The following is a 21380-nucleotide window of genomic DNA, read 5'->3' on the forward strand; positions in this document are numbered from 1 at the left end:
CTATCCGGCGCGACCGCGTGTCAGGCGACCCTTGAGAACCACTCCCCCGTGGAGAACTGGGACTCCAGCACCGCCGCCAGGTGCGTGTCCTCCATCAGTACGCCCACCTCGATGTTCCGTGTCTGTCCCCGGTCGGTGAAGTTCGCGGACGTCACGAAGACCCACCGCGCGTCCACCACGACGCACTTCGCATGCAGGCTGGCGAAGACTCCCTTCTCCGGCGAGAAGCCGTGGCACTCCGGAAACGGTGGACCGAAGGGCCAGTGCTCCCGCAGGAACGCGGAGGCCACCGATGCACTGGCATAGAGCCGGCCACCCACGCCCCGCTTGAGCGCTTCATGCAGCGGCCTCAGGACCTCCGCCGCATGGTCGAACGCGAACCCTGCCACCAGCACCGTGCTCGTGGCCTTGTGGAACAGGTCCGCCAGCACCACCGCCGTGTCGCGGGCTCCGCTCCAGCGGGTCTCCGGTCCCGTCCACACCAGCTCCGGACGCCGAGCTCTCCCGCGCCGCTCCACGAGCAGCGTGTCCAACAGCACGAGCGTCCCCTCCCGCCCCAGCGCATTCAATGCCGCGGCCTCGCCCGCCAGCGGCTCCAGCCCCTCGCCCTGGAGCGCCAGCCGCGACAGCGGAAACCCGAGCCTCCGCGAGGCCACCACGGCCCTCAGCCGCTCCAGGTCTGGCGTCGCCACGCCGCTCAGGTCCACGGCGTCTTCAGGAAGGCGACGTCCTCGTGGCCCAGCGTGGGCACGACGAGCGCGCGGTCGAGGTATTGGTTGAAGCGCTCGCAGGAGCACTCAGGGAGGAAGAGGCAGCCGTGGCACGCGGCGCCTTCCAGGTCGCGGTCGTCACGGCCGGTCGGCTCGTGGTGCGCGCACACAGGGTCGTTGGAGCAGAGGCGCGCGTCCTCCAGCGCCCGGGACAGGTGTTGTCCCAGCCGCCGTCCCTCCTCCACCAATCCGCCCAGCGTTCCCTCGGCGCCCGTGGTGCCTGTCATCAGCAGGATGCCCGCCATGGGGACGGCATCGCTGTGCGGCGCGCAGTACAGCCGCTCGCGGATGGAGCTCGCGGGATAGCCGCATTCCAGCGCCACCTCCGTCATCAGCAGGTGCGCCAGCGAGTGCAGCAGGTAGAGCCGTACGCCCGGGAAGGTGAGCTTCGAACCGGAGCCCTCCTTCCAGCGCTCCCATCCGGCCTTGAGCACCTCCTCGCGCCGTCGCACCGGCGCGGAGGTCTCCCACGCGTGCACCTGCTGCTCATCGAGCACCAACAGCATGCCCTCACCCTGCATCTCCGTGACGGGCACCCAATCCCTGTGCAGCGACATCGGCGCGAGCGCTACGTCCAGGTCGTAGCGGCCTTGGAGGTCCTTCGTCAGAGGCTCCAGCCGGGTGAAGCCGACCTGTGCCTGGACCTCCCGCAGCCGCCGCGCCAGCACCACGCGCTCCACCCACGAGGGCAGCCCTTGCGGTCGCGCGATGCGCCGGGCCCAGAAGACCTCGGTGCGGTCCCGGGGCATCTCGCCCGGCTTCTCCTGTGGCTGCGCGAGGAACTGGAGCCACTCCGCGGTGCGGATCTCTGGGACGGCTTCGGGCGTGTGCTCGCGCTCCGCTTGGATGGCCGCCAGCACCTCCGTGTTGGAGACAGCGCCCAGTGCCGCCTGGACCTGGGGAATGGTCCGGAAGGCGGGCAGGCTCTCCGCGGTGGCCGCCTGGAGGATGTTCCACGCGGACTGCACCTTGCGCCGGAGCGACTCGGGTTCAGGAATGGTGATGGCGCTGGTGGTCTGCGCGAAGTAGCCGTTGCTGGCGGTACGGACGAGCAGACGCTGCCTTTCGTCGCAGCGCTCCCGTGCCTCCAATCCCAGCCAGGGTCGCTCTCCGTCGCAGCGGTCCTGCTGCTCCTTGTGCGTCATGTCGATGAGGCGCCTGCGCTTGCCGCACGTCGAGCATGCGACCTCGATGTCGCTGAAGTCACCGCTCACGCCCTCCTCCAGCTTGAGCTGTGGAGCGTCGCAGGGCTTGCGTTCGTGCATCCACCAGGCCCAGTCAATGTCCGACAGGTGGCCGCGCGGACAGGCCGCGACGAAGCGCACCGGCACGCAGCGCTCCGGCTTCGCGTCCACGCCCGAGCAGCGGTGGCGGTACTCCTGATTCACCCGCTCCAGGCTGTTGGCCCGCACCAGCGCGCGGCAGCGGGGATTCTGGCAGACGAACCAGCGCGGAAACTCATACACCTGGATGCCGCAGGACTCCGTCGGCTCGCGTTCATCCCCGGCGGGTGGCTTGCGGAACGGAGCCTCCTTGCTGAGGGGCCACTTGTTGCGGTGGTAGAGCGGTTCGACGATCTCCAGGAGCCGGGGCTCGTTGACCACCTCGCCCTGGCCCTTGAGGCGCCAGAAGTCCAGGCCTCCCACGAGGACGGCATCGTTGAGCAGGTCCAGCATGCTGCCCGGGCCGAAGGTGGAGACCACCTGGCTCTGGCGCACGCGCCCATCCGGCGGCCGAGTCGAACGGGCCTTGTTCCACTTCCTACGGTTCGTCATGTGCCACCTCCTCCGTCGCGGCCTTCGGGGCGCGGTAGCCACCCAGCGGTTGACGTGAAATCCACAGGTGCACCGAGGACTCCACGTCGCGCATGGACGTGGGCGCTTCGAACTTGAGCTCGTCCTGGGTGAGGTTTTCGGTGGTGTCCAGGAAGCCACGCAGCAGGGGCTTGAGACCCTTTCCCTCCGGGTCGTAGGGCGAGTACGCGCGCTGGGCGGCGTCCTTCTTCGCCTGCTCGATGATGTTGCGCCACGAGTCGAGCAGGCTCCGCGCACGCTGCATCACGATGCCGCTGGCGCGCTCCGACTCCTCCTTGGGCAGGCCACGACCGGCGCGCTTCGCCAGCGTTTCGAGCGTCTGCTCCAGCGCGTCCCGGTGCGCTTGCAAGGACTTCCACTCCAGGGGCGCGGTCATGGCGGTGTCCATCAGCCGGCCCAGCGCCACCACCACGCCCGCGAGGCCCCGGTCGAGCGCCGGAGCGGAGAAGGGCGTCACGGAGGTGGCTTCGACGAAGCGGTAGAACGACTCGTGGTACGGCCCGAAGCGTTCGTAGTGGCTGCGGTCGCGAGGCTTGGCGGCGTTGAGGCACGTCACCACGAGGCCCGGCTTGTTCGTGTTGCGGCCCACGCGGCTGGAAGCCTGGATGTACTCACTGGTGGTCTTGGGTTGACCCGCCACGACCATGAGGCCCAGCCGGTCGATGTCCACGCCCACGGAGATCATGTTGCTGGCGAGCACGACGTCGATGCTCTGGGGCTGACCGTGCGTGAGCTCCAGGCGGTTCTTCGAGGCCTTGATGTCGGCGGTCTTCTCGCGGCTGGTCAGCTCGATGGGCTCTCCGCGGATGGTCCTGCTGCGGTACCAGGGGTGCTCGGCCTCCTTGTCGAAGTCCTCCGGCCGGCGGCGGGCGCGGTCCATCGCGAGCCGGCGCACCTCGTCCTCGACGAGCCGGCGCATGCCGCCCAGTTCGCGCAGGCTGTTGAAGTAGCCGACGAGGGTCAGGTACGGGTCCGCGCTGGACGCACCGTGGAGTTGTTCACCGCGCGAGGCGGCGGCGAGCACGCTGACATAGACGCGCAGCAGGATGGCCTTCATGGGCCGTCCGGGTGCCGCCACGCCCACGTACTGGCGCGCGCCCTTCTTTCCCACGGAAGCGAAGAACGTCTCGGAGGCATCCACGCCGGGTGGCGGGAAGAGCGCCACGTCCCGTCCGTAGAGGCGGCTCACCTGCTGCCGCGAACGGCGGACCGTGGCCGTGGAGGCCACCAGCTTCGCCCGGGGCGCGAGCGTCAGGACGGCCCCTTCATAGAGGCCCACCATGGAGCCCAGGGGGCCGGAGATGAGGTGCAGTTCGTCCTGCACGATGAGCTCCGGGGGACGTAGGCCCTGCGGGAGCATCACGAGCGCCGCCTTCATGGCCGCGGCGTCATCGCACGGGCCGACGAAGCGCTTTCCGGTGCGGCCCAGGGCCCGGCCGAAGAGCAGCCCGGTCTCCCCGCGCCAGGGCAGCATGGCGAACTTGTCCACGGTGGCGACGAGGAAGCACGGCAGCTCGCGGTAGATCTGCTCGTCGACGAAGAGGACGGGGAGCCCTTCCGGGTTGCGGCCCAGGTTGAAGGCACACGCGATGTTCGCGCAGCCGACGAGCACCTCCTCCGGCCTGGACTTGGAGGGCCGGAGGATGAAGCACTCGCGCTCGAAGGGCGTGGCGCACCAGGGGCAGGTGGCGAGCGGGAAGGGCGACTGGGCGCGGGCGCTGTTGTCGTTCTTGTACTCGGTGATCTGCGTGGACACCTGCTCCAGCGTGTTGGCGGTGGCGGAGCGGCCGACCCACAGGCCGATGGAGAAGCGCACCGCGCCCAGGCGTTTGGGCTCCTGCTGGCGGAGCACATCGAGCGCGCAGATGAGCGTCGCCGCGCGGCCGAGCTGGTCGAGCGTGAGCAGCCGCAGCGTGTATCGCAGCAGCACGGCCACCCCCAGGCCTCCATGGACATGCGCTTGGCCGCGGAGTCGGCGCAGGAGCAGCGTGAAGGCGATGAGGCCCAGGTAGGCCTGCGTCTTGCCGCCGCCGGTGGGGAAGAAGATGAGCTCCACGAGTTCGCGGTCCGCGTGGCCTTCGTCCTCGACGGAGGGGAGGTTGAGCAGGATGAAGGCGAGCTGGAAGAGGCGCCATTCGGGAGCACGGTCGGGGCGGGCCTTGCGCTCGGCCTGGGCCATGACGCTGTTCATCCAGCGGAAGGCGTCGAAGGCGAGGGGCTCCTGTTCCAGGAGCTGGATGCCCTCCTCGATGCGAGCGGCCGCGCGGTGGGCGCGGCGGACCAGCTCATCCCGAGTCTCCTCGCGGCGCTCGCTGCCCACGTCGAGAGCGGCCTGGTCGGTCACCCAGTCGCGGTAGGCGCGCACCAAGGGGCTCAGGGCCGCAACGGCTTCCGAAGGCGTCGTGAACGCGGCGAGCTGTTCCATCCCCACCGTGACCTCGCGAATCTGGCGAGCCTCGACGGGGAGCACCTCGACGCGAGGCAGCCAGTCCGTCTCCACGCGGGTGACGGGCAGGGAAGTGGACGGGACGCGCACTGAGATGCCGTGGCCCACGGCCCACTGCTGACGGTGGCGGAACTGGAGGTCGTTGACGCGGTCGTCGTCGTCCTCGCTCCGGGCGTCGCTGGAGTCCTGCCGGCTGACGAAGCCCTGCGCGCACTCCAGGGCGAGGTGCGTCTGGAAGGCATAGGCCTCGTCACGGTCCGCTGCGGTGCTGGTGGGGGGACGTGCGTTGACAAGGAAGATGGCGACGGCGAGCTCCCCTTCTCGAGTCTTCTCCACATGGCCTTCCAGGCGCAGGCCCCGGCTGTCCTGGAGGTTCACACCTTCGCGCAGCACCGAGTCGTTCAGGGACAGGGTGACGGTGCGTTGGTGGAAGGTGCGGGTCCACGGCCTGCGTCCGTCTGCCTCGGTGCGCTGGTAGTCCGCCCAGCAGACATGCGCGGTGAGCTGGGACGTGCCCGAGGGGACGAAGACGGACAGTCCCATGGACGCGGGAAGGCGGCGCACCTTCTTGGCGGTCGGGTCGGGACGGGAGGTCTCCTCGGCGTCCTCGTCGTTGCCGGCGGCGAGGTCGTCTTCTTCGTCGTCAGGGTCGTCCTCGATGACGCCCTGGTCGAGCGGGACGAGGAAGCCCGTCAGGTACCAACGGGACGGCGGATTGCGGAGCACCTCCGGGGCGTCCGACACGGGAGCGCCCGGGAGCTTGTGGAACGGACCGACGAGGTCCGCTTCGAGCGCATCGATGAGGTGGGAGCGGACCGCTCCAGCGTCATGGGCATTCATGGGAGGCCTCAGGCGGTCTGGGTACGGGACTTCGCAGGACGGCGGGACGTGGGATGGGCTTCCTCGTGGGCGCGCTGCTCGTTCAGGTCGAAGAGGCGGTCGAGGACCTCGTCCTCGAAGGCTTCGAGCTGTTTTGGAGTGGCGCCGCAGTACGGAGGGGCATGGATGTCATTCCAGCCGTAGGCATCCAGGACGGCCTGGTCCACGGCGACATGCAGGTCACGCAGGCGCTGCGTCGCGGCGTCCGTGACGGACTTGTCCTTGAGCCGGTTGTACGTCGTCGTCAGGCCGATGTTGTTGGCCTGCATGTACTGGCTGCGCTCGAAGTCGAGGCGCCTGCCAACGACGTCGAGTGCCGCTCCGTGCGACTCGTCAGGGAAAGGAAAGGTTTCGAAGCAGTCGCTGGGCGCGTAACGAAGATCGTTACGCATTGAGGAGGACAGCAAGCGCGCCCAAACTTCATGCACCCGCGATTGCAGCACCGTCAACCAATGGTCCTGCTCCACCGGAACGACGATGGCTGCCTCACTGAAGACCACGGACGATGGCTGCCACGAGAACATCAAGTGCTTCGAGACACGTGAGAGCGCGAGGCAACGCGAGCTTGGGCGAAGGACCTCGTAGAGGGCGGGGGTATACCTTCCATACTGCCACCAATATGCTTTCCGTCGTTTGCCGTCGGCGTTGTCCTTGAGCTTGATGCGCTCCGGCTTTACCAAGTCCTTTACGATATGAAGAAGGTCAGGCCACCGTTCTGCCTCCTTCAGTTCCATTTGCTCGAAGTTGATAACGTACCTTTCGAGTTCGGGACTGGGGTCGGAATTGATCTCCTCGCCGCCCACGTAGCGAAAGATGCGCTCCGCGTTCTTGGGTGATTTCGCGACAAGCGTCGAGCGCTGCTCAGGACTGAGCACGAACCCCAGGCCAAGTACGATGCTTCCCTGGAAGCTTTTGCCTGCGTTGGTGGCGAGTGCCACGGGATCCGCTCGTTCTGGTTTCCCCCTCAGCCGGGAGTTGAGATGTTTCACGGGCTGACGATCCAGTCGAGGCTCCAGCTTCAAGTCAGAGACGTGGCCCTTCGCCAGATGCACCACGGACACAGAGACGTTGGCACCGGCCACGGGCCACTTCATGGAGCGCACGGCGTCGTACAGGTGGCCGCCGTGGTCCACCAGGTGCTTCAGTCCCGTGGTTCTGGTGTCCCCCTGCGCGATGGTGTTGGTGGCGATGAAACCGAAGCTGCCGTGCTCACCCAATAGATGGAACGCACGACGGAAGAAATGCGCGGAGAGATCCGCATTGCCATGCGCGCCCTCGTGGACCGCCTGGAGCCAGGGCAGGTAGTTATCTCCCCCTGTATCGATGATGGCGTTCTTCCCCGCGAAGGGCGGGTTGCCCACGAACCCATCGATCCATGCCGCCTTGTTGGGCTGCTCATTGTCGAGCGGGTCGGGCCGGCTCCCATGAAACACCTCCGGGAACTCCAGCGGCCAGTGGAACGTCCATGGCGGCGCGGAGAACGCGGCGATGTCCGTCGGCATGGGCGGCAGAACGCCCTTCTTCTCCTGGGAGAGCCACGCTCCAATCAGGTCGAGCCGACGGATGCGCTCCTTCTCCCGCTCCTTGTCCGAGCCGTGGGCGAAGAACGCACCGACGCACGCGTTGGCGATCCGTTTGACGTCCGCCAGCGCGGCATCCGCATCACGAAGCAGCCCTTCCTTCACCCGGCCGGGGTCCAGGTCCAGCTGCAAGGGTTTGCGCTCCGGCCCTTCCAGGTCGAGCGCGAGCTGGAGGATCTCCTCACGCTTCTCAAGAGAACGCGTCAGCTGCTTCTTGATGAGTGCCCAGGGCAGTTCTGACTGCTTCTTGCTGGCTGGGTCCCAATGGAACGCTTGAAGCTGATCCAGGTCGAGCCCGACCAGCGAGTCGCCGCACTTGAGTGCATGGTCCAGGAAGGTGAACGGCTCTGTCTTCGCCAGCGTCACGAGCCACAGTGACAGCTTCGCGAGGCTCACCGCCCAGGGGTTCTTGTCCACGCCGTACAGGCACCGCTGCGCCACCAACCGGCGTGCCCGCATCACCTCATCCTCGTGCTTGTCGCGCTTCAGCACGCCCTCACGCGTCCAGGCGGCGATGACCTGGTCCGCGAGGAAGCGGCAGGACTCCACCAGGAACGCGCCCGACCCCATGGCCGGATCGCAGATCTTCAGGTTGAGGAGTCGCTCCGATGAAGGCTGGGGCCCCATCGTCTTGAGCAGTGGCTCCAGGGCACGCCGGACGATGCGTGAGGAGAGACTTCGGGGCGTGTAGTGAGTGCTGGTCCGTCGCCGCTCGTTGCCGGGCTGGAGCACCAACTGGGATGCCAGTCGTGTCTCAGTCCCCTTCACACGGTAGGGCTCAAGCGCGGCCAGGACCATCTGCTGCGTGACGGCCTGCTCCAGCGTCTTCGACAGGGCTTTCACCGCCTTCGTATCAAGACCTGCTTCTTCCTCCAGCCATGCGGCGCGTCGTTTCGCTGGCTGTGCCAGTACCTCATTCGCTGCGACCCATACCTTCGAGGGTTTGAGGCAGAGCCCAGCACCCGTCAGGCGCTTCACGTGGAAGCCCATCAGTCCCTCGTACACGGAGCCGATCTGCTCCACGTCGAGCGACTTGAAGCTCAGTCGCTGTCCCTTGAGGAAGATGAGCCGCTGCAGGACCTGATGGATGGTCTCATCGTCGATGGATGGCGTCGGCGCATTCGTGCCCGCATCGTCGGAGGTTCCGCCACCCAGGAAGGGAAACCTGTCAGGGTCGAAGAGCTGCCCTCGGCGCGCCGGCATGCGCAGCTTGTCGTGTGAGGCGCCCAGGTAGATGCACCGGAAGAGCGCCAGCAGCCGTGGCCATGCACCGAATCGCCGGTTCATCGCGTCGGGGTACAGGCTGGCATCCTCGACCAGTTGCTCGTGAAGCGCCTTCACCGACAGGTCATCGCGGTAGGGCTCCTGGTCCACGGGAAGCAGGCCCTGGTCCTCCGCGTAGAGGATGAAGACGAGCCGCAAGAGCGTGGAGAGGAGCCCGCCGTAGACATGGTCCTCACCGCGTGAGAACGCCTCATCCAGGGTACGGGAACCATCCCGCTCGGCGGCCGTCTCGAAACCCGTGAGGAGGATGCCGAGCGCTTCCAGCACCTGGTCCGCCAACTCCTCGGTGACATCGGCCTGACGGCGGCGGGACTGCTCCAGCAGTGCGGGGAGCTGGTGCTCGGGTAGCACGCCGAAGAAGCGGCGCGCGTGCAGGAGCATCACCATCGCGTCGAACAGGGGCCGGCCACTGGAGGTGACGAGGTCCTTGAACCGGAAGGTGAGATGGCCCGTCGTCTCTCCATGCGGTGCGTAGACCAGGCGCACGGAGTCCCCGTTGAACAGCAGGCCAATCGGGACGCGGGCTGCGCGCAGCAAGCGGTCGAACTTGGCGGTGGGTTCGTAGAACCACGCGCCCGTGGTGTCCTCCTTCTTGTCCAGGTCCAACCCGGGCGGCAGTTCCCAGGTCAGGAGCGCGAAGCCTTCCGCGGCCCGGCTGATGGGCGTGGAGTCGTCCGGCAACCCTTCCGGCTTCGCGGGTGGAGGGCCGCGCCGCCGCAGGCCCCACGTGGGCTGGATCGTCTGTTGGCCCTCCGCGATGTCGAGCCGGAGGTCCTCCGGGAACTCCGTCGCGAAGTCATCGTCAGAGAAGCCCAGCACCTCCCGGAGGAAGCGCGGGACATCCGTCACACGAGGTGACTCTCGGCCCGTCAGCAGGATGAACCGCGACTGCGCGGACACCGGCAGGCGCTGCATGCACTGCGCGTCCTCGAGGACCGGGATGGAGACCACCAGCCCTTCGATGGGCTGCGCCATCCCCATCCAGTTCTGGTGATAGCGACGCTCGACGTCACCGCTGAAGATCTGACTGGTCATCAGCGCGCCCCCGGCCACAGGTAGACCATGCCCACGGGCACCAGACGGGCGACCCGCACGGCGTAGGTGGCTTTCAAGGATTCGGGTTGCTCTGTGAGTTCCTTTCCGAGCGCCGTCAAACGTTGCTCAAGATGAGCCTTGTCGCGCTTCCATTGGTCCTGCTCCGCCCGTGCGTCGAGCTTGAACTCGAGCTGCGCGCCCAGCGCCTCCTGGATGGCCTCCTGCTGCGTCAGGAGAATCTGGGTCAGCGCCTTGGCTTCGGACGCTCCCCGCGCCGCCAGCTTCTTGCGAGCATCCTTCTCCCGGAGAGAAGACTGCTCCTCGATGGCGGGCCAGAGCTTCGCGAAGTCAGACGCTGCGCTGGCCAGCAGACGCTTCTGGACGGCCTTGGGTGTCGCTGAGAGCGCAGGCGCTTCCGCCAGCGTGGTCTCCAGTTGATCGATCGCCTTGCGGTCCGCCTCGTCCGCGAAGGGCTTCAGGTGCCCGCGCCCGCCGCCGTCCAGCCACCTCGCTGAGACGGAGACCACCTCGTCATGGAGCCGCGCGGCGCCTTCGCCAAAGAGCGACAGCCGACCGAAGACGATGACGCGCGCCACCGAGTCGCGCTTCGTCTGGACCACCGAGACCCGGCTCAGGTCGTTCGCGGAGAACCCCTGCGCCAGGAACCGCTGGAGCACCCGCTGGACGAGCGGGTGGGACAGGTGCAAGTGGGCGAGCTTGCTGGCGACTCCCGGAGGCGCCTCGAAGACCACAGGGGACAGGGGGCGCTTGCGCCACTCCCAAGGGGCCTCGTCCTGCTCCCGCCTGGGGCGGATGGCATCCAGCGTCGCGTTCCACGAAGCGGGAAGGGCAGGGACCTTCCAGGCCTCCAGCGTCCGGCCCTCCTCCGTGACGGTCTCCCGCTCCAGGCGATCCGCGCCGGCCAGCTCGAATCCCACGTCCAGTGCGTCGCGCAGCAGGACGGGATTGAAGTCCATGACCTTGCCGCTGCGCTCGCGGAGTTCTCCAATCGCATCCAGCTCCTTGCGCAGGGATTGCAGCGTGCGTTGGGACTCCAGTTCCCGCTTCGTGACATCGGTGCGAGAGGAGGTCGCGGCGCGGGAGAGGTTCTCCAGCGTGCCCTGGGTGATGCCCGCGGCGAGGGCATCGTGCATCTGGTCCATCAGCACGCTACCCAGGCTGCCCAGCTCGCGGGTGATGGTCTCCACCTTGCGGGCCAGGGTGTCGAGCACCGCGTCCTCGGCGCGCTGGCTGTAGACGAAATAACCGCAGCGCACGGCGGGCGCGGGTTGCAGGGCCCGGTCGATGCGACCGTTGCGCTGCTCCATGCGCGAGGGATTCCACGGGACGTCGTAGTGGAAGAGGTCCGCGCAGTGGCCTTGTAGATTCATTCCCTCGCGTGCCGCGTCGGTCGCGAGGAGGACCCGCACGGGGTACTCATCCATCGGGCCGTTGAAGGCGGCCTGGACCTGTGCGCGCTTCACGTCATCAATGCCGCCCGTCAGCGTGAGGATTCGCTCATCGCCCCGGTGGGTTCCCTCGAATGCGGCGGTGAGCTGCTCCTTGAGGAAGCGGAGCGTGTCGCCGTACTCCGTGAAGACGATGACCCGGCGGGGCTTCCATGCGGCGCCCCGGGTGAGCGGACATTGATGCTCGCGAATCCAGTGGAGCAGGGCCCGCAGCTTCGCGTCCCGGGAGGTGCGGTGCCGGGCGCTCACCTTGAGCATGTCATCCAGGAGCTGACGCGCCTGGATGCTGGCGGACAACTCCTGACTCTGCTCGCGGATGCTCTCCGCGAACGCCAGCTCGAGGGATTCGTCCGTCTCGCCGTGCTCCTCGGACTCAGGGGCGAGGTCGCCGGTGAGTGCTCCGCCGTCAGGCGCCAGGCTCCCCGCTCCGAAGGCCGCCGCATGGACGGAGAGGGTGCGGTGGAAGGCCTCGATGCTGGAGAGGAGGCGCTTCTGGAGGTTGATGAAGACCAGGCGCCCCTGCTTCGTCGCAGGCGCCATCAGCTCCGTGTAGCGCGCGAGCTTCTGGGACAGCTCCAGCTCAGCGGCTGACCCTTCGCCAAGGTCGACGCGCTGCTCGACGGTCTTCCCGTCCGGTGCGAGCCATTCGGCGTGCCAGCGCCCTGCCTCATGCGTCAGGCGCACGCCGACGACGTACCGCTCGGGGTAGCGTTGCGCGCTGCCCAGGGCGCGCAGGTCGCCCTTGAGCCGGCGCACCATGACGGGTGCCAGTTGGGACTCGCGGACGCGGGTGCCGCGGGTGAATCGCTGAGGGTCCAGCATCTCCAGCAGCGCGGAGAAGCTGTTGGAGTGGCCGTTGTGGGGCGTGGCGGAGAGGAACAGCCGGTGCTCGAAGCGCTCCGCGAGGGACCGGATGCTGCGGGTCGTCTCCGTGTCGATGGCGTACCGGCTTGCCGACGCGGGAGCGACGACGTGCGCCTCGTCGAGCACCAGCAGGGACTTGTGGTGGCCCTTCTCCTCCAGCAGGGTCTTGAGCGGCTCGAAGTACTCGCTGCGCCGCAGCGTCTGATACGACACGATGAAGCGCGAGTGTGTCGCCCAGACAGGGACCTGGAAGCCGCGCTCCTGACGGCGACGGGACACGAACTCGCTATTGAAGATCTCGAAGCGCAGGCCGAAGCGCTTCTCCATCTCATCGCGCCACTGGAGCGTCACGGACGCCGGGCAGACGATGAGGACGCGGTCCACGCGCTGGCGGAGGATGAGCTCCTGCAACACCAGCCCGGCTTCGATGGTCTTTCCGAGACCTACGTCATCGGCGATGAAGAGGTTCACCCGAGGCAGCTCGAGCGCCTTCTTGAGAGGCGTGAGCTGGTGATTCATAAGGTGGATGCCCGCGCGGAACGGCGCCTGGAAGAGCCGGGCGTCAGTGGCGGTGACGGAGCTCCACTTGAGAGCGTGCAGGTACGCCGCGAAGTGACGGGGCTCGTCAAAGCGCTCAGGTGTTCCCAATCCACCCTGTTCAGGCCGGATGACTCGAGCGGCGAGCTCGCGCTCCCATAGGACAGACAGGGGACGGCCTTGTGCGTCATCATCCAGACAGGTGAGACGGACAAGGGTGTGTTGCTCCCGGACATCCGAAGGAGCCACGACCTCGTTGACCAGATATTGGCGGTGTCGGACCTGCGCGATATCACCCGCGCACGGCATGGGAGCGGTGGGCACGCCAAACACAGTGCCGTGCTTCAAATATTTTGGAATAACTCGGGAGAGTAAGGAACGGAGTTTCAGTGATTCAACGCCCCCTCAATCCCCCTGTTTGCTTGGTGAGGAGAGGTGCCGCCGGACCCACTGATTCGTGTCTTGTTTATAGAGAGGAAGCCCTTCTCCTTCGTACTGGAAGAGGAAGGGCTCCATCAGGCGGGCCAACGCGCGGTACTGGGGGGGAACAGGTTTCGTCTGCGTGTCGATGGGATCTGGCCAATCGTCCAGCGTGACGAGCACGCGGTCACCGTCCATGGGGAGCAGTGAGACCTCTGGGAAGGGGAGCACGTTCCGAAGCGCGTCGATGCCGCCCAGTTGTCCCAGCAGGGGCTGGCCGAGCAACGTGAGCCAGTAGGGACCCAGGGTTCGGGTTCCAAGGCGGGAACTGAAACTCCTGGCACTGGGCGCATCCAGGCCGGGGTAGCGAGCGAGGAGTGCTTCGGTGATGTCCCAATCCCCCGCGGCCCAGGAGCCCTGTGTCGAGACAAGGGCGAAGCTGGCGTAACCGAAGTTGAAGGGCAGCTCACGAGCCAGTTCAAGTGCCAGCGAGCGAAGGCGCGTCATACCGTGCTCCACGAGGTATTCCGTGGGGAACGTGAACGCCAACGTGCTGACTGGTGCATCATGGAAGGGACTGTCGAGCCGGCGCCCGTAGTATTCGACCTGATAATCACCGGTTTCGCTGGGGCTCTGCAGCAACTCAGCGGTTCTGCCACCACCGCCGCTGCGTCCAGTTACTTCCTCGCGGTTGTGTTGCCACCCTTCGTCGTCGAGCGGGACCATGTCACCATCCGCTGACGTGTACCAATTGAGTGAGCCAGGCGGAATGACACGAACGTATGCCTCGATTGAGCGCCAGATCGCGGGGCCGATCTCCGAGTAGTCGCGATGGATGAAGAAGGAGAAAACAATGCCATCTCGCGCCGCGAGCCAGTCATTCCTGCCCCGAAGTCTGATGACTGGATAATTTTCTTTCATTGCGGCGTGATTCCTTTGGCTGGTGAGATGAGCAGGGCTTTTCCACCCAATGCTATTTCGTAGACGCTCCCCTGGAGATCATCCGCATATGGGCTGCTGCTTCCGTAGCGAGTCCATTGTGGCCGATTGGTGCCAGGGCAAGGGAACTTGAAGTCCAGGATGAGCACGGCCAGCAGCAGGTTGCGGTCGCCGTGCAGGACGAGGTCTGGCTTGATGGTGCCTCGGAGTTCCTCGGTGCATCCTTCGGCGATGAGCCGTGCTTCCTTCTCCGGGCTGATGGTCTCCAGGAAGCGAGCGTTCGGGTAGTAGCGGTAGCGCTGCTCGATGCTGAAGGGGGCGGGCCACAGCTCCTTCAGCACCGCCTCCGCGCACTGAAGGGCAATCACGTGCTTCTGCTTGCCGAGTTGCATGGCCCGTGTGACGGGCTTGCCGCAGCGGTCCTGTGCCACCACCTCGGCGCACTCCTGGTGTGTCGGAGGCCGCCCCAGGAAGTAGCGCGCGTTACCCAACTGCTCCGCCTGGACCGCACATTCGGCGAGCTGTTTCTCCAGTTCATCCGCGTCATGGCCCTGTTGCATCAGCGCGAGCACGGCCGGAGGGATGGCCCGGACCAACGGAGACGCCATGGCCTGGGTCGCCGCCCGCGCGGAAGCCTGCTCCGCCACGTACGCCGCGTGCCGTGCCTTCCCAGCGGTCTCCGAATCCACGAACCCCAGGTCCCCATGCCGGGAATGCCGTGCACCGCCAGCACACGCTGTCAGTAGGGTGCAGACCCCCCAGAGTTTCGTCGCGGAACGCATGGGCCGGACTCTATTGCCTTCGTGCTCGATGGCGTCACCTGGACTTCAAGGACCCAGGAGGATGCGCGGCCTGTCTTCACCGGCTCGCGTGAGCTGGGAGGCCCTGGTGTAATGGACCCTTCACGGGACACGCCCCGATACATTGGGAGCACGGACATTGGATGCTCGGCATCGTTGGATCTCACCCTCGCTCCTGGCGCAGGCCTGCGCTCGGGGCCAGGCACTCCCATGGCGGTTGCGTGTCCGGTTCGAGCGCGCCTTCGGGGCCGACCTGAGCGCTGTGCGCCTGCACGAGCATCCCCTGGTCGCGAGGCTGGGTGCCAAGGCCCTCTGCTGGGGAGAGCAGATTCTCTTCGCTCCGGGCGCACTCGAACTCGACCTGGCTCGTGGGACCCGGATCCTCGCGCATGAGCTGGTGCATGTGCTGCAACAGCGCGCGGGGCGCGTTCCTCACGGGAACGGCGGGACCGGGCTGCTCGTGGATGAGGCCCTGGAAGCAGAGGCCGAGGCCCTGGCGGCACAGGCTCTCTCGGGTGAGCTTGCGCACCTCGCGGCTTCCTGGGCGGGGACGTCGCCCACTCCCGCGCTTCAGGCGTACCGCGTCATCCAGAACGCCCAGTTCGTCGCCCAGGACGTCAACCTCCACAACGCCACCTTCGAGACCCAGCGGGACGGACTGCAGCCGCACCCCCACCTGAAGACGAAGACGGACAGCTTCCTCCTCGACGCTGGGACGGTGAACGTCATGGCGCGGGCGCACAACCAGATCGCGCTCCGGGTTTCGGATGACAACGAACTCGCCATCGAGGACACCGATCCCCGCCACGAGCAGGCCAAGCAATTCTTCGCCACGGACCGCGCCATCAAACGGTGCAACAGCGCGTTGAAGTCCGTGGGCTCCAGCTATCGCATCGCCAAGGTCCCCGGGCCTCGCTACCTTGAAATCGGCCCCCCCGCGCAGCCGGGCTGTCTGCCCTTCCTGAGCGGCCCGGGACCCAAGCGGCTGTTCCAGGTGGTGATGTCCGAGAACGGGCACCTCGAGCCCGTCGTGTCGCAGAACTGCAACGAAATCTCCGGCAAGGTCATGGGGGAGCAGCAGGACTCGCAGCGCACCGTGAGGCTCACGCAGTCCGGCAATCAGCTCTTCCTCAATCTACCGCGCTGGCAGCTCGGAGGCTGGGCCCCTGCCTTCCCGGCCCATGGCGACATCCCTTTCCGGCTGGCGGAGCTCATCACCACGTTCCTCTTCCATGGACAGGGAGAGGGCCCCAATGCCGCCGCGGCCCGGCAACGCGCGGTCAATGACTACCAGGTGGGGTTGCAGCAGGCGCTGGCGGGCGCCAATACCCCCGTTGCCCAGATGGCGGCGCTCGCGGGCTACTGCGGCCCCATTGGCGACAACTATGGCCGGTTGGTGAACCGGGTCCGCGCCAATGCCCCCATGATGCTCAACGGCGTCAACCTCAACGGGCTCACGCTCCACACACGTTACGAACAGGTCCTCTTCCGTCTGGGCCTCAATGCCTATGCGGACCCGCGGGTGGGCGATGCGTTCCAGACGTACTCCGTGGGCGCGATGGAGCGCTATCAGGATGCCCAGAATCGCAACTGGATGCGGATGCGGGACGAGGTGGCTCCCCGCCCGGCGGTGCCCGTTCCTCCGCCTGTCTACTGCGAACCGGTGTGGGAGTATCACTGGGGCGGCGTGGTCGCGGAGAGCGGAGCGGACCGCATCACCTTCGAGAACTACGCCCGCAACTACGAGGACCGCAGTGGTCCCCAACTCCAGGGCGGCGAGGCCCGCTCGTTCTTCCAGATGACCCGCGTGCCCACCCAGGTCAATGATCCGCTGATTGCCCAGTCGTGGCACGAGAGCTGTTACGCCCACGGCTTCGCCAATGCCCTGACGATGTGCATCTCCAAGATCAGCCGCTGTGGACGCTGAACCGGCTCACCGCTTCCCGCGGGCCAGCAGCATCACCGCGACCAGGATGGCGCTCATCGCACCCCAGGTCATGGGGCCCAGCGTCTCTCCCGCGAACACCACGCCCAGCAGCACCGCCACCGCCGGGTTCACGTACGCATAGCTCGTCGCGAGCGCCGGCCTCGCGTGCTTCAGCAGATAGGCATACGCGCTGAACGCCACCAGCGAACCGAACACCACCAGATACACGAACGACGCCATTGCTCGCGGGGGCACCACGTCCGCCATCCGCTCCCCCAACGCGAAGCTCAGCGCCATCATCATCACGCCCGCGCTCAACATCTGCGTCGCCGGCGTCATCAACCCCGCGGGCATCGGCAACCGCCGGCTCCACACCGACCCGAAGGCCCACGCTGCGGGCGCCACCACCACCGCCAGCGCCGCCACGCCTCCGCCGCTCATGTCCCCGCCCAGGTTGAGCAGCGCCACCCCCGCGAACCCCAGCACCAGCCCCGCCAGCTCCGCTCGGCCCGGCCGCTGTCCGAACGCCGCCCCGAAGATGGCCGCCCACAACGGCATGCTCCCCACCACCAGCGCCGCCACCCCGGACGGCACCCCCAGGTTCTGCGCCACCGCGATGCCCCCGTTGCCCATCACCAGCAACAGGAAGCCCGTCACCACGCCCGCCCCCCACTGCCGCAGGCCCGGCCCGGTCTGCCCCTTCAGCCGCAACCCCGCGAACAACACCCCACCCGCCAGGAGGAAGCGCATCCCCGCCATCCGGAACGGCGGAAAACCCGTCAGCGCGAACCGCATCGCCAGGTAGGTGGACCCCCAGATGACGTAGAGCGCGAAAAGGCTGAACAGCAGGCGACCCCGGTGGGGCGCGGGCTCGGCTACGTCGGGGGTCACGGTCGCGGTCGTCACGGCGGCGGCCTTCTAACCCCCACCTCCCTCCCGTGCGATGTGCGCTTTGCCGTACCCGTGCCACGCAGGCAGCCGGACCAGCGCCCCGCCTGCCTGCCAGAGAGGCCCTCCCAATTGAATGCCTCGGGCGTCCCTTTTAGAATTCTACAGGAGGCATGAAGACCCGGAGGTCGGGTCGACAGCCACCGGAGCGTGAGCGGGAATGCCCGACGAATTGGGTGAGCGCGAGAAGGAAGTCCTCCGAGCCGTGGTGCAGGAGTACATCACCACCGGCGGCCCGGTCGGCAGCCAGCAGCTGACTCGCAGAGGCGAGTTCGAAGTGTCTTCCGCGACCATGCGCAACGTGCTCGCCGACCTGGAGGCCCTGGGCTTCCTGGAGAAGCCCCACACGTCCGCTGGCCGCGTGCCCACCGACCGGGGCTACCGCTTCTACGTGGACACCCTGGTGAAGCTGCGCGACCCCGCCCCCCGCGACCGCGAGCTCATCCACGCCGGGCTCGTCCACGAGTCCAACCTGGACGACATCCTGTCGGAGGCCAGCCGCGTGCTGCACTCGCTCACGCGCCACGCGGGCGTCGTGCTCACCCCCCGCGCCGACGCCGCCGTGTTCCAGCGCATCGAGTTCCTGCGCCTGCGCGAGAACCGCGTGCTCGCCGTGCTCGTGGGCCAGAACGGCCAGGTGCACAACAAGGCCCTCACCGTGGACTTCCCGGTGACGTCCGACGAGCTCATCAAGGCGAGCAACTACCTCTCCGAGCTGCTGCACCAGGTGCCCCTGGAAGAGGCGCGCGAGCGCATCCGCGCGGAGATGGACCAGGAGCAGGCCCTCTACAACGCGCTCACCGCCAAGGCCCTCAAGCTGGGCGCCGCCGCCACCGACCTGCAGACGCCGGAGCGAGTGCTCATCGAAGGCACCGGTTCCTTCCTGGAGCAGCCGGAGTTCGCGGACGTGGAGCGCATCCGCGCGCTGTTCCGCGCCCTGGATGAGAAGCACAAGCTGCTGCACCTGCTGGACCGCGTGCAGCGCACCAAGGAGATGCACGTCTTCATCGGCGCGGAGAGCGAGTTCTCCGCCGCCGGCGACGTCACCGTCATCGCCAGCCCCTACGGCACGGCGGAGGCGGTGCTGGGCACTGTCGGCGTCATCGGGCCCACGCGCATGGACTACCGGCGCGTGATTCCCCTGGTGAACTTCACCGCCCAGGTGCTCTCCAGCGTGCTGGAGAAGGCGTAGCGCTCACGGCCCCTACTGCGGCGCGGGCGCGTAGACGCGCAGCGCCGCGGGGGCGACCTCGAAGCGCATGGGCGTCATGCCCACGTTCTCTCCGTCCGCGTTCACCTCCATGGGCGGCTCCGTCTCCACGACGAGCCGCGAGGTGTGCAGGTGCACGACGGACTCGTGCTCCAGGTGCCCGCCGCTCCTCATGCCCAGCGCCACGCGCGCCAGCGTGGCCACGTCCTGCAGGTGGCCCAGCCCCGTGCGCTCGCCGCCGTCCGCCATGGAGGGCGCGGTGATGGCGTAGACGTGGAAGCGGCGGTCGTCCAGCGTCGCGTCCGGGGCCACCATGTTGCCCGCGCCGTGGTAGCGGCCGTTGCCCACCACCAACTGGAGCGCGTCCACCTCCAGCGTCCGGCCATCCGCCTGGAGCCGGACGTGGAAGGGCTGCAGCGTGCGCATCTCCGCGGCGGCGGCCATGGGGTAGGCCAGCTTGCCGGCGCGCTGCTTCAACTCCTGCGTGAGCCGCTTCGCGATGGCGGTGGTGAGCCCCAGGCTGGCGGCGTTGAGGAAGGGCCGCCCGTTGATGAGCCCCACGTCCACGCGCGCCGTGTAGCCACCGGCGATGACGTCACACGCGGCCTCCAGCGTGTCCGGGATGCCCAGCGAGCGGGCGAAGTCGTTGCCGGTGCCCAGCGGCACCACGCCCAGCGTCACGTCGCGCCCCATCAGGGCCTGCGCCGCGCAGCTGATGGTGCCGTCGCCTCCTCCCACGAGGATGCGGCGGGCCCCCTGGGCGATGGCCTCCTCCACCACCTTGCGCAGGCGCTTGGGCCGCGTCAGCGCGTGCGCGGCGATGAGCGGGATGCCGTGTTCGGCCAGCAGCGCGCGGGCGGTCTCGAAGGCGTCACGCCCCGAGCGCGAGCGCGTATTCACCACCAGGACCGCGGGCCCCTCGTCCACGTGACGAAGGCGCGGAGGCGCGTTGAGTGCGGGTTCCAGGGGAAACCTCGGCTTTGAATGCAGCGCCACCAAGCTGCGCACGACTGTCCCAAGGCACCAGCGGGGCCCATGCGGAAAGGGCAGGGGCTCTGTCCATTCCCCACCGAGCACACACGGAGAGCTTCCGCGGGTGGACATGGGTAGGGGGCTGGCGGGTTCCCTCCCTGGGTAGACGTGTTCACCTTCCAGGCGACGCGGACTCCGTGCCACGGACCCGCGCCGGGACGTTCTCCAGGAGGGTTTGAATGGCACGAGGAAGCAAGGACAAGTACTCGGCGAAGCAGAAGCGCATGGCCGCGCACATCGAGAAGGGCTACGAGGACAAGGGCGTCGGTGAGAAGACCGCGGAGGCCCGCGCGTACGCCACCGTGAACAAGCTCACCGGTGGCGGGATGAAGGGCGGCTCCGGCAGCAAGGCAAAGGCGGCCCGTCGGCGCCCCGCGGCCCGCAAGAACGCGCGCAAGGCAGGACGCGTGGGCGGCAAGCGCCGCGCCGCCACCGCGAAGAAGAGCACCACCTCCAGCCGCAAGAAGGCCGCGCCCACCCGGGCCCGGCGCACCACCACCGGCCGCAAGGCCTCCTCGCGCACCGGCACCGCCGGCAAGCGCTCCACGGCCCGCAAGAGCACCGCGCGCCGGGGGACGGCTCGCAAGAGCACGGCGTCCCGTTCACGCGCGAAGCGGGGCGGTTCGCGCAAGTAGTCCCGAGGGGCTCCACCGGTGGCCACGCTTCCGTGGCCGCCGGGGACGCCTTCACTTGGTTACGGACTTCAGCGCGACTCCTCGTCCTTGGAGGTGTCCCGCGACGCCGCGTCCCAGGGCCAGATTTCGGGGTCTTCTTCCAGGCGGCGCAGCAGCTCCGCGGGGTCCTTCACCAGCGTGCGGCAGCCGGCCGTGCGCAGGTCCTCCGCGCGGAAGCCGCCGCACAGCACGCCCACGGACGCCAGGTGCAGCTTGCCCGCGGCCAGCGCGTCGTAGGGCGTGTCGCCTATCACCACCACCGTGGCGGGGTCCGGCTTGCCCAGCTTCACGAGCGCCGCCTCGAAGATGTCCGGGTGCGGCTTGCTCTTGTCGACCTCGTCCTTGTTCGTCTTCGCTTCGAACAGGCCGTCGATGCCGCACAACTCCACGTATCGCTTGAGCTCGTCGTCCTTGGCGCTGGAGGCCAGGGCAATCTTGCGGCCGCGCTTGCGCAGCAGCTGGAACAGCTCCTTCACGCGAGGGAAGGGGCGCACCTTGGGGAGGAACTCGCGCTTGAAGCGCGCGGAGCGGTCCTCCTCCAGGTCCTTGCCGAAGCGCTCCAGCTCCTCGTCGTTGAAGAAGACGGGCAACAGCTGGTCCGCGCCCTTGCCAATCTGGCTTCGCACGTGAGCGAACGGGATGTCCCGCCCGAACTCGATGAACGACCGGCGCCAGGCCTCGGCGTGCTCGTCCACCGAATCGATCAGCGTTCCATCCACGTCGAAGATGACGTTCTCGACCATGCGCGGCAA

Annotated in this window: 13 protein-coding genes; 3 read left to right on the top strand and 10 right to left on the bottom strand. The window is 67.6% G+C overall.

What is annotated here, in order from left to right:
* Positions 1–20: 20 nt before the first annotated feature.
* The 7 genes from drmC to D7Y04_RS36730 all read right to left on the bottom strand — a co-directional run bounded on the left by drmC (position 21) and on the right by D7Y04_RS36730 (position 14726).
* Positions 21–707: a DISARM system phospholipase D-like protein DrmC gene (drmC, locus tag D7Y04_RS36700; RefSeq protein ID WP_158627652.1), complete on the bottom strand. Its 687-nt coding sequence runs from the start codon at positions 705–707 to the stop codon at positions 21–23.
* Positions 698–2545 carry a DUF1998 domain-containing protein gene (gene drmB / locus D7Y04_RS36705; RefSeq protein ID WP_121762347.1) on the bottom strand — a complete coding sequence of 616 codons (1848 nt, stop codon included), beginning with the start codon at positions 2543–2545 and terminating at the stop codon, positions 698–700. The genes drmC and drmB overlap by 10 nt, the downstream gene beginning before the upstream one ends.
* Entirely contained in the window at positions 2532–5870 is a 3339-nt protein-coding gene (gene drmA, locus D7Y04_RS36710) for a DISARM system helicase DrmA (RefSeq protein WP_121762348.1), read from the bottom strand. The genes drmB and drmA overlap by 14 nt, the downstream gene beginning before the upstream one ends.
* An 8-nt stretch (positions 5871–5878) precedes the next feature.
* On the bottom strand, positions 5879–9808 hold the full coding sequence (locus tag D7Y04_RS36715; protein ID WP_233601746.1) for a DNA methyltransferase: 3930 nt from the start codon (positions 9806–9808) through the stop codon (positions 5879–5881).
* Positions 9808–12987, bottom strand: a complete 3180-nt coding sequence (gene drmD, locus D7Y04_RS36720; RefSeq protein ID WP_233601757.1) for a DISARM system SNF2-like helicase DrmD — start codon at positions 12985–12987, stop codon at positions 9808–9810. The genes D7Y04_RS36715 and drmD overlap by 1 nt, the downstream gene beginning before the upstream one ends.
* A 96-nt stretch (positions 12988–13083) precedes the next feature.
* Complete coding sequence (locus D7Y04_RS36725) at positions 13084–14019, bottom strand: type VI immunity family protein (RefSeq protein ID WP_121762349.1); 936 nt, start codon at positions 14017–14019, stop codon at positions 13084–13086.
* On the bottom strand, positions 14016–14726 hold the full coding sequence (locus tag D7Y04_RS36730; protein ID WP_121762350.1) for a hypothetical protein: 711 nt from the start codon (positions 14724–14726) through the stop codon (positions 14016–14018). The genes D7Y04_RS36725 and D7Y04_RS36730 overlap by 4 nt, the downstream gene beginning before the upstream one ends.
* Positions 14727–15054: 328 nt before the next feature.
* Between D7Y04_RS36730 and D7Y04_RS36735 the strand changes: the two genes are divergently transcribed.
* A complete protein-coding gene (locus D7Y04_RS36735) occupies positions 15055–16764 on the top strand; it encodes a DUF4157 domain-containing protein (protein WP_158627653.1) in 1710 nt (569 codons plus the stop codon).
* Between the two features lie 6 nt (positions 16765–16770).
* On the opposite strand, the gene yedA is transcribed toward D7Y04_RS36735, so the two are convergent.
* Positions 16771–17670 (bottom strand): drug/metabolite exporter YedA, encoded by a 900-nt coding sequence (gene yedA / locus D7Y04_RS36740; protein WP_121762352.1) that lies wholly within the window; start codon positions 17668–17670, stop codon positions 16771–16773.
* Positions 17671–17872: 202 nt separating this feature from the next.
* Here yedA and hrcA point away from each other — a divergent pair, with 202 nt between their 5' ends.
* A complete protein-coding gene (gene hrcA / locus D7Y04_RS36745; RefSeq protein ID WP_120597385.1) occupies positions 17873–18904 on the top strand; it encodes a heat-inducible transcriptional repressor HrcA in 1032 nt (343 codons plus the stop codon).
* A gap of 12 nt (positions 18905–18916) precedes the next feature.
* Here the strand turns inward: hrcA and D7Y04_RS36750 are convergent, their stop codons facing one another.
* Positions 18917–19972 carry a lipid kinase gene (locus tag D7Y04_RS36750; protein WP_306465574.1) on the bottom strand — a complete coding sequence of 352 codons (1056 nt, stop codon included), beginning with the start codon at positions 19970–19972 and terminating at the stop codon, positions 18917–18919.
* Between the two features lie 161 nt (positions 19973–20133).
* On the opposite strand from D7Y04_RS36750, the gene D7Y04_RS36755 reads away from it, so the two are divergent.
* On the top strand, positions 20134–20589 hold the full coding sequence (locus D7Y04_RS36755) for a transcriptional regulator (RefSeq protein ID WP_120597383.1): 456 nt from the start codon (positions 20134–20136) through the stop codon (positions 20587–20589).
* Between the two features lie 68 nt (positions 20590–20657).
* Here the strand turns inward: D7Y04_RS36755 and D7Y04_RS36760 are convergent, their stop codons facing one another.
* Positions 20658–21371, bottom strand: a complete 714-nt coding sequence (locus D7Y04_RS36760; RefSeq protein ID WP_120597382.1) for an HAD family hydrolase — start codon at positions 21369–21371, stop codon at positions 20658–20660.
* Positions 21372–21380: the final 9 nt, after the last annotated feature.

The sequence above is a fragment of the Corallococcus sp. AB038B genome (assembly GCF_003668955.1).
Taxonomy (GTDB): Bacteria; Myxococcota; Myxococcia; order Myxococcales; family Myxococcaceae; genus Corallococcus; species Corallococcus exiguus.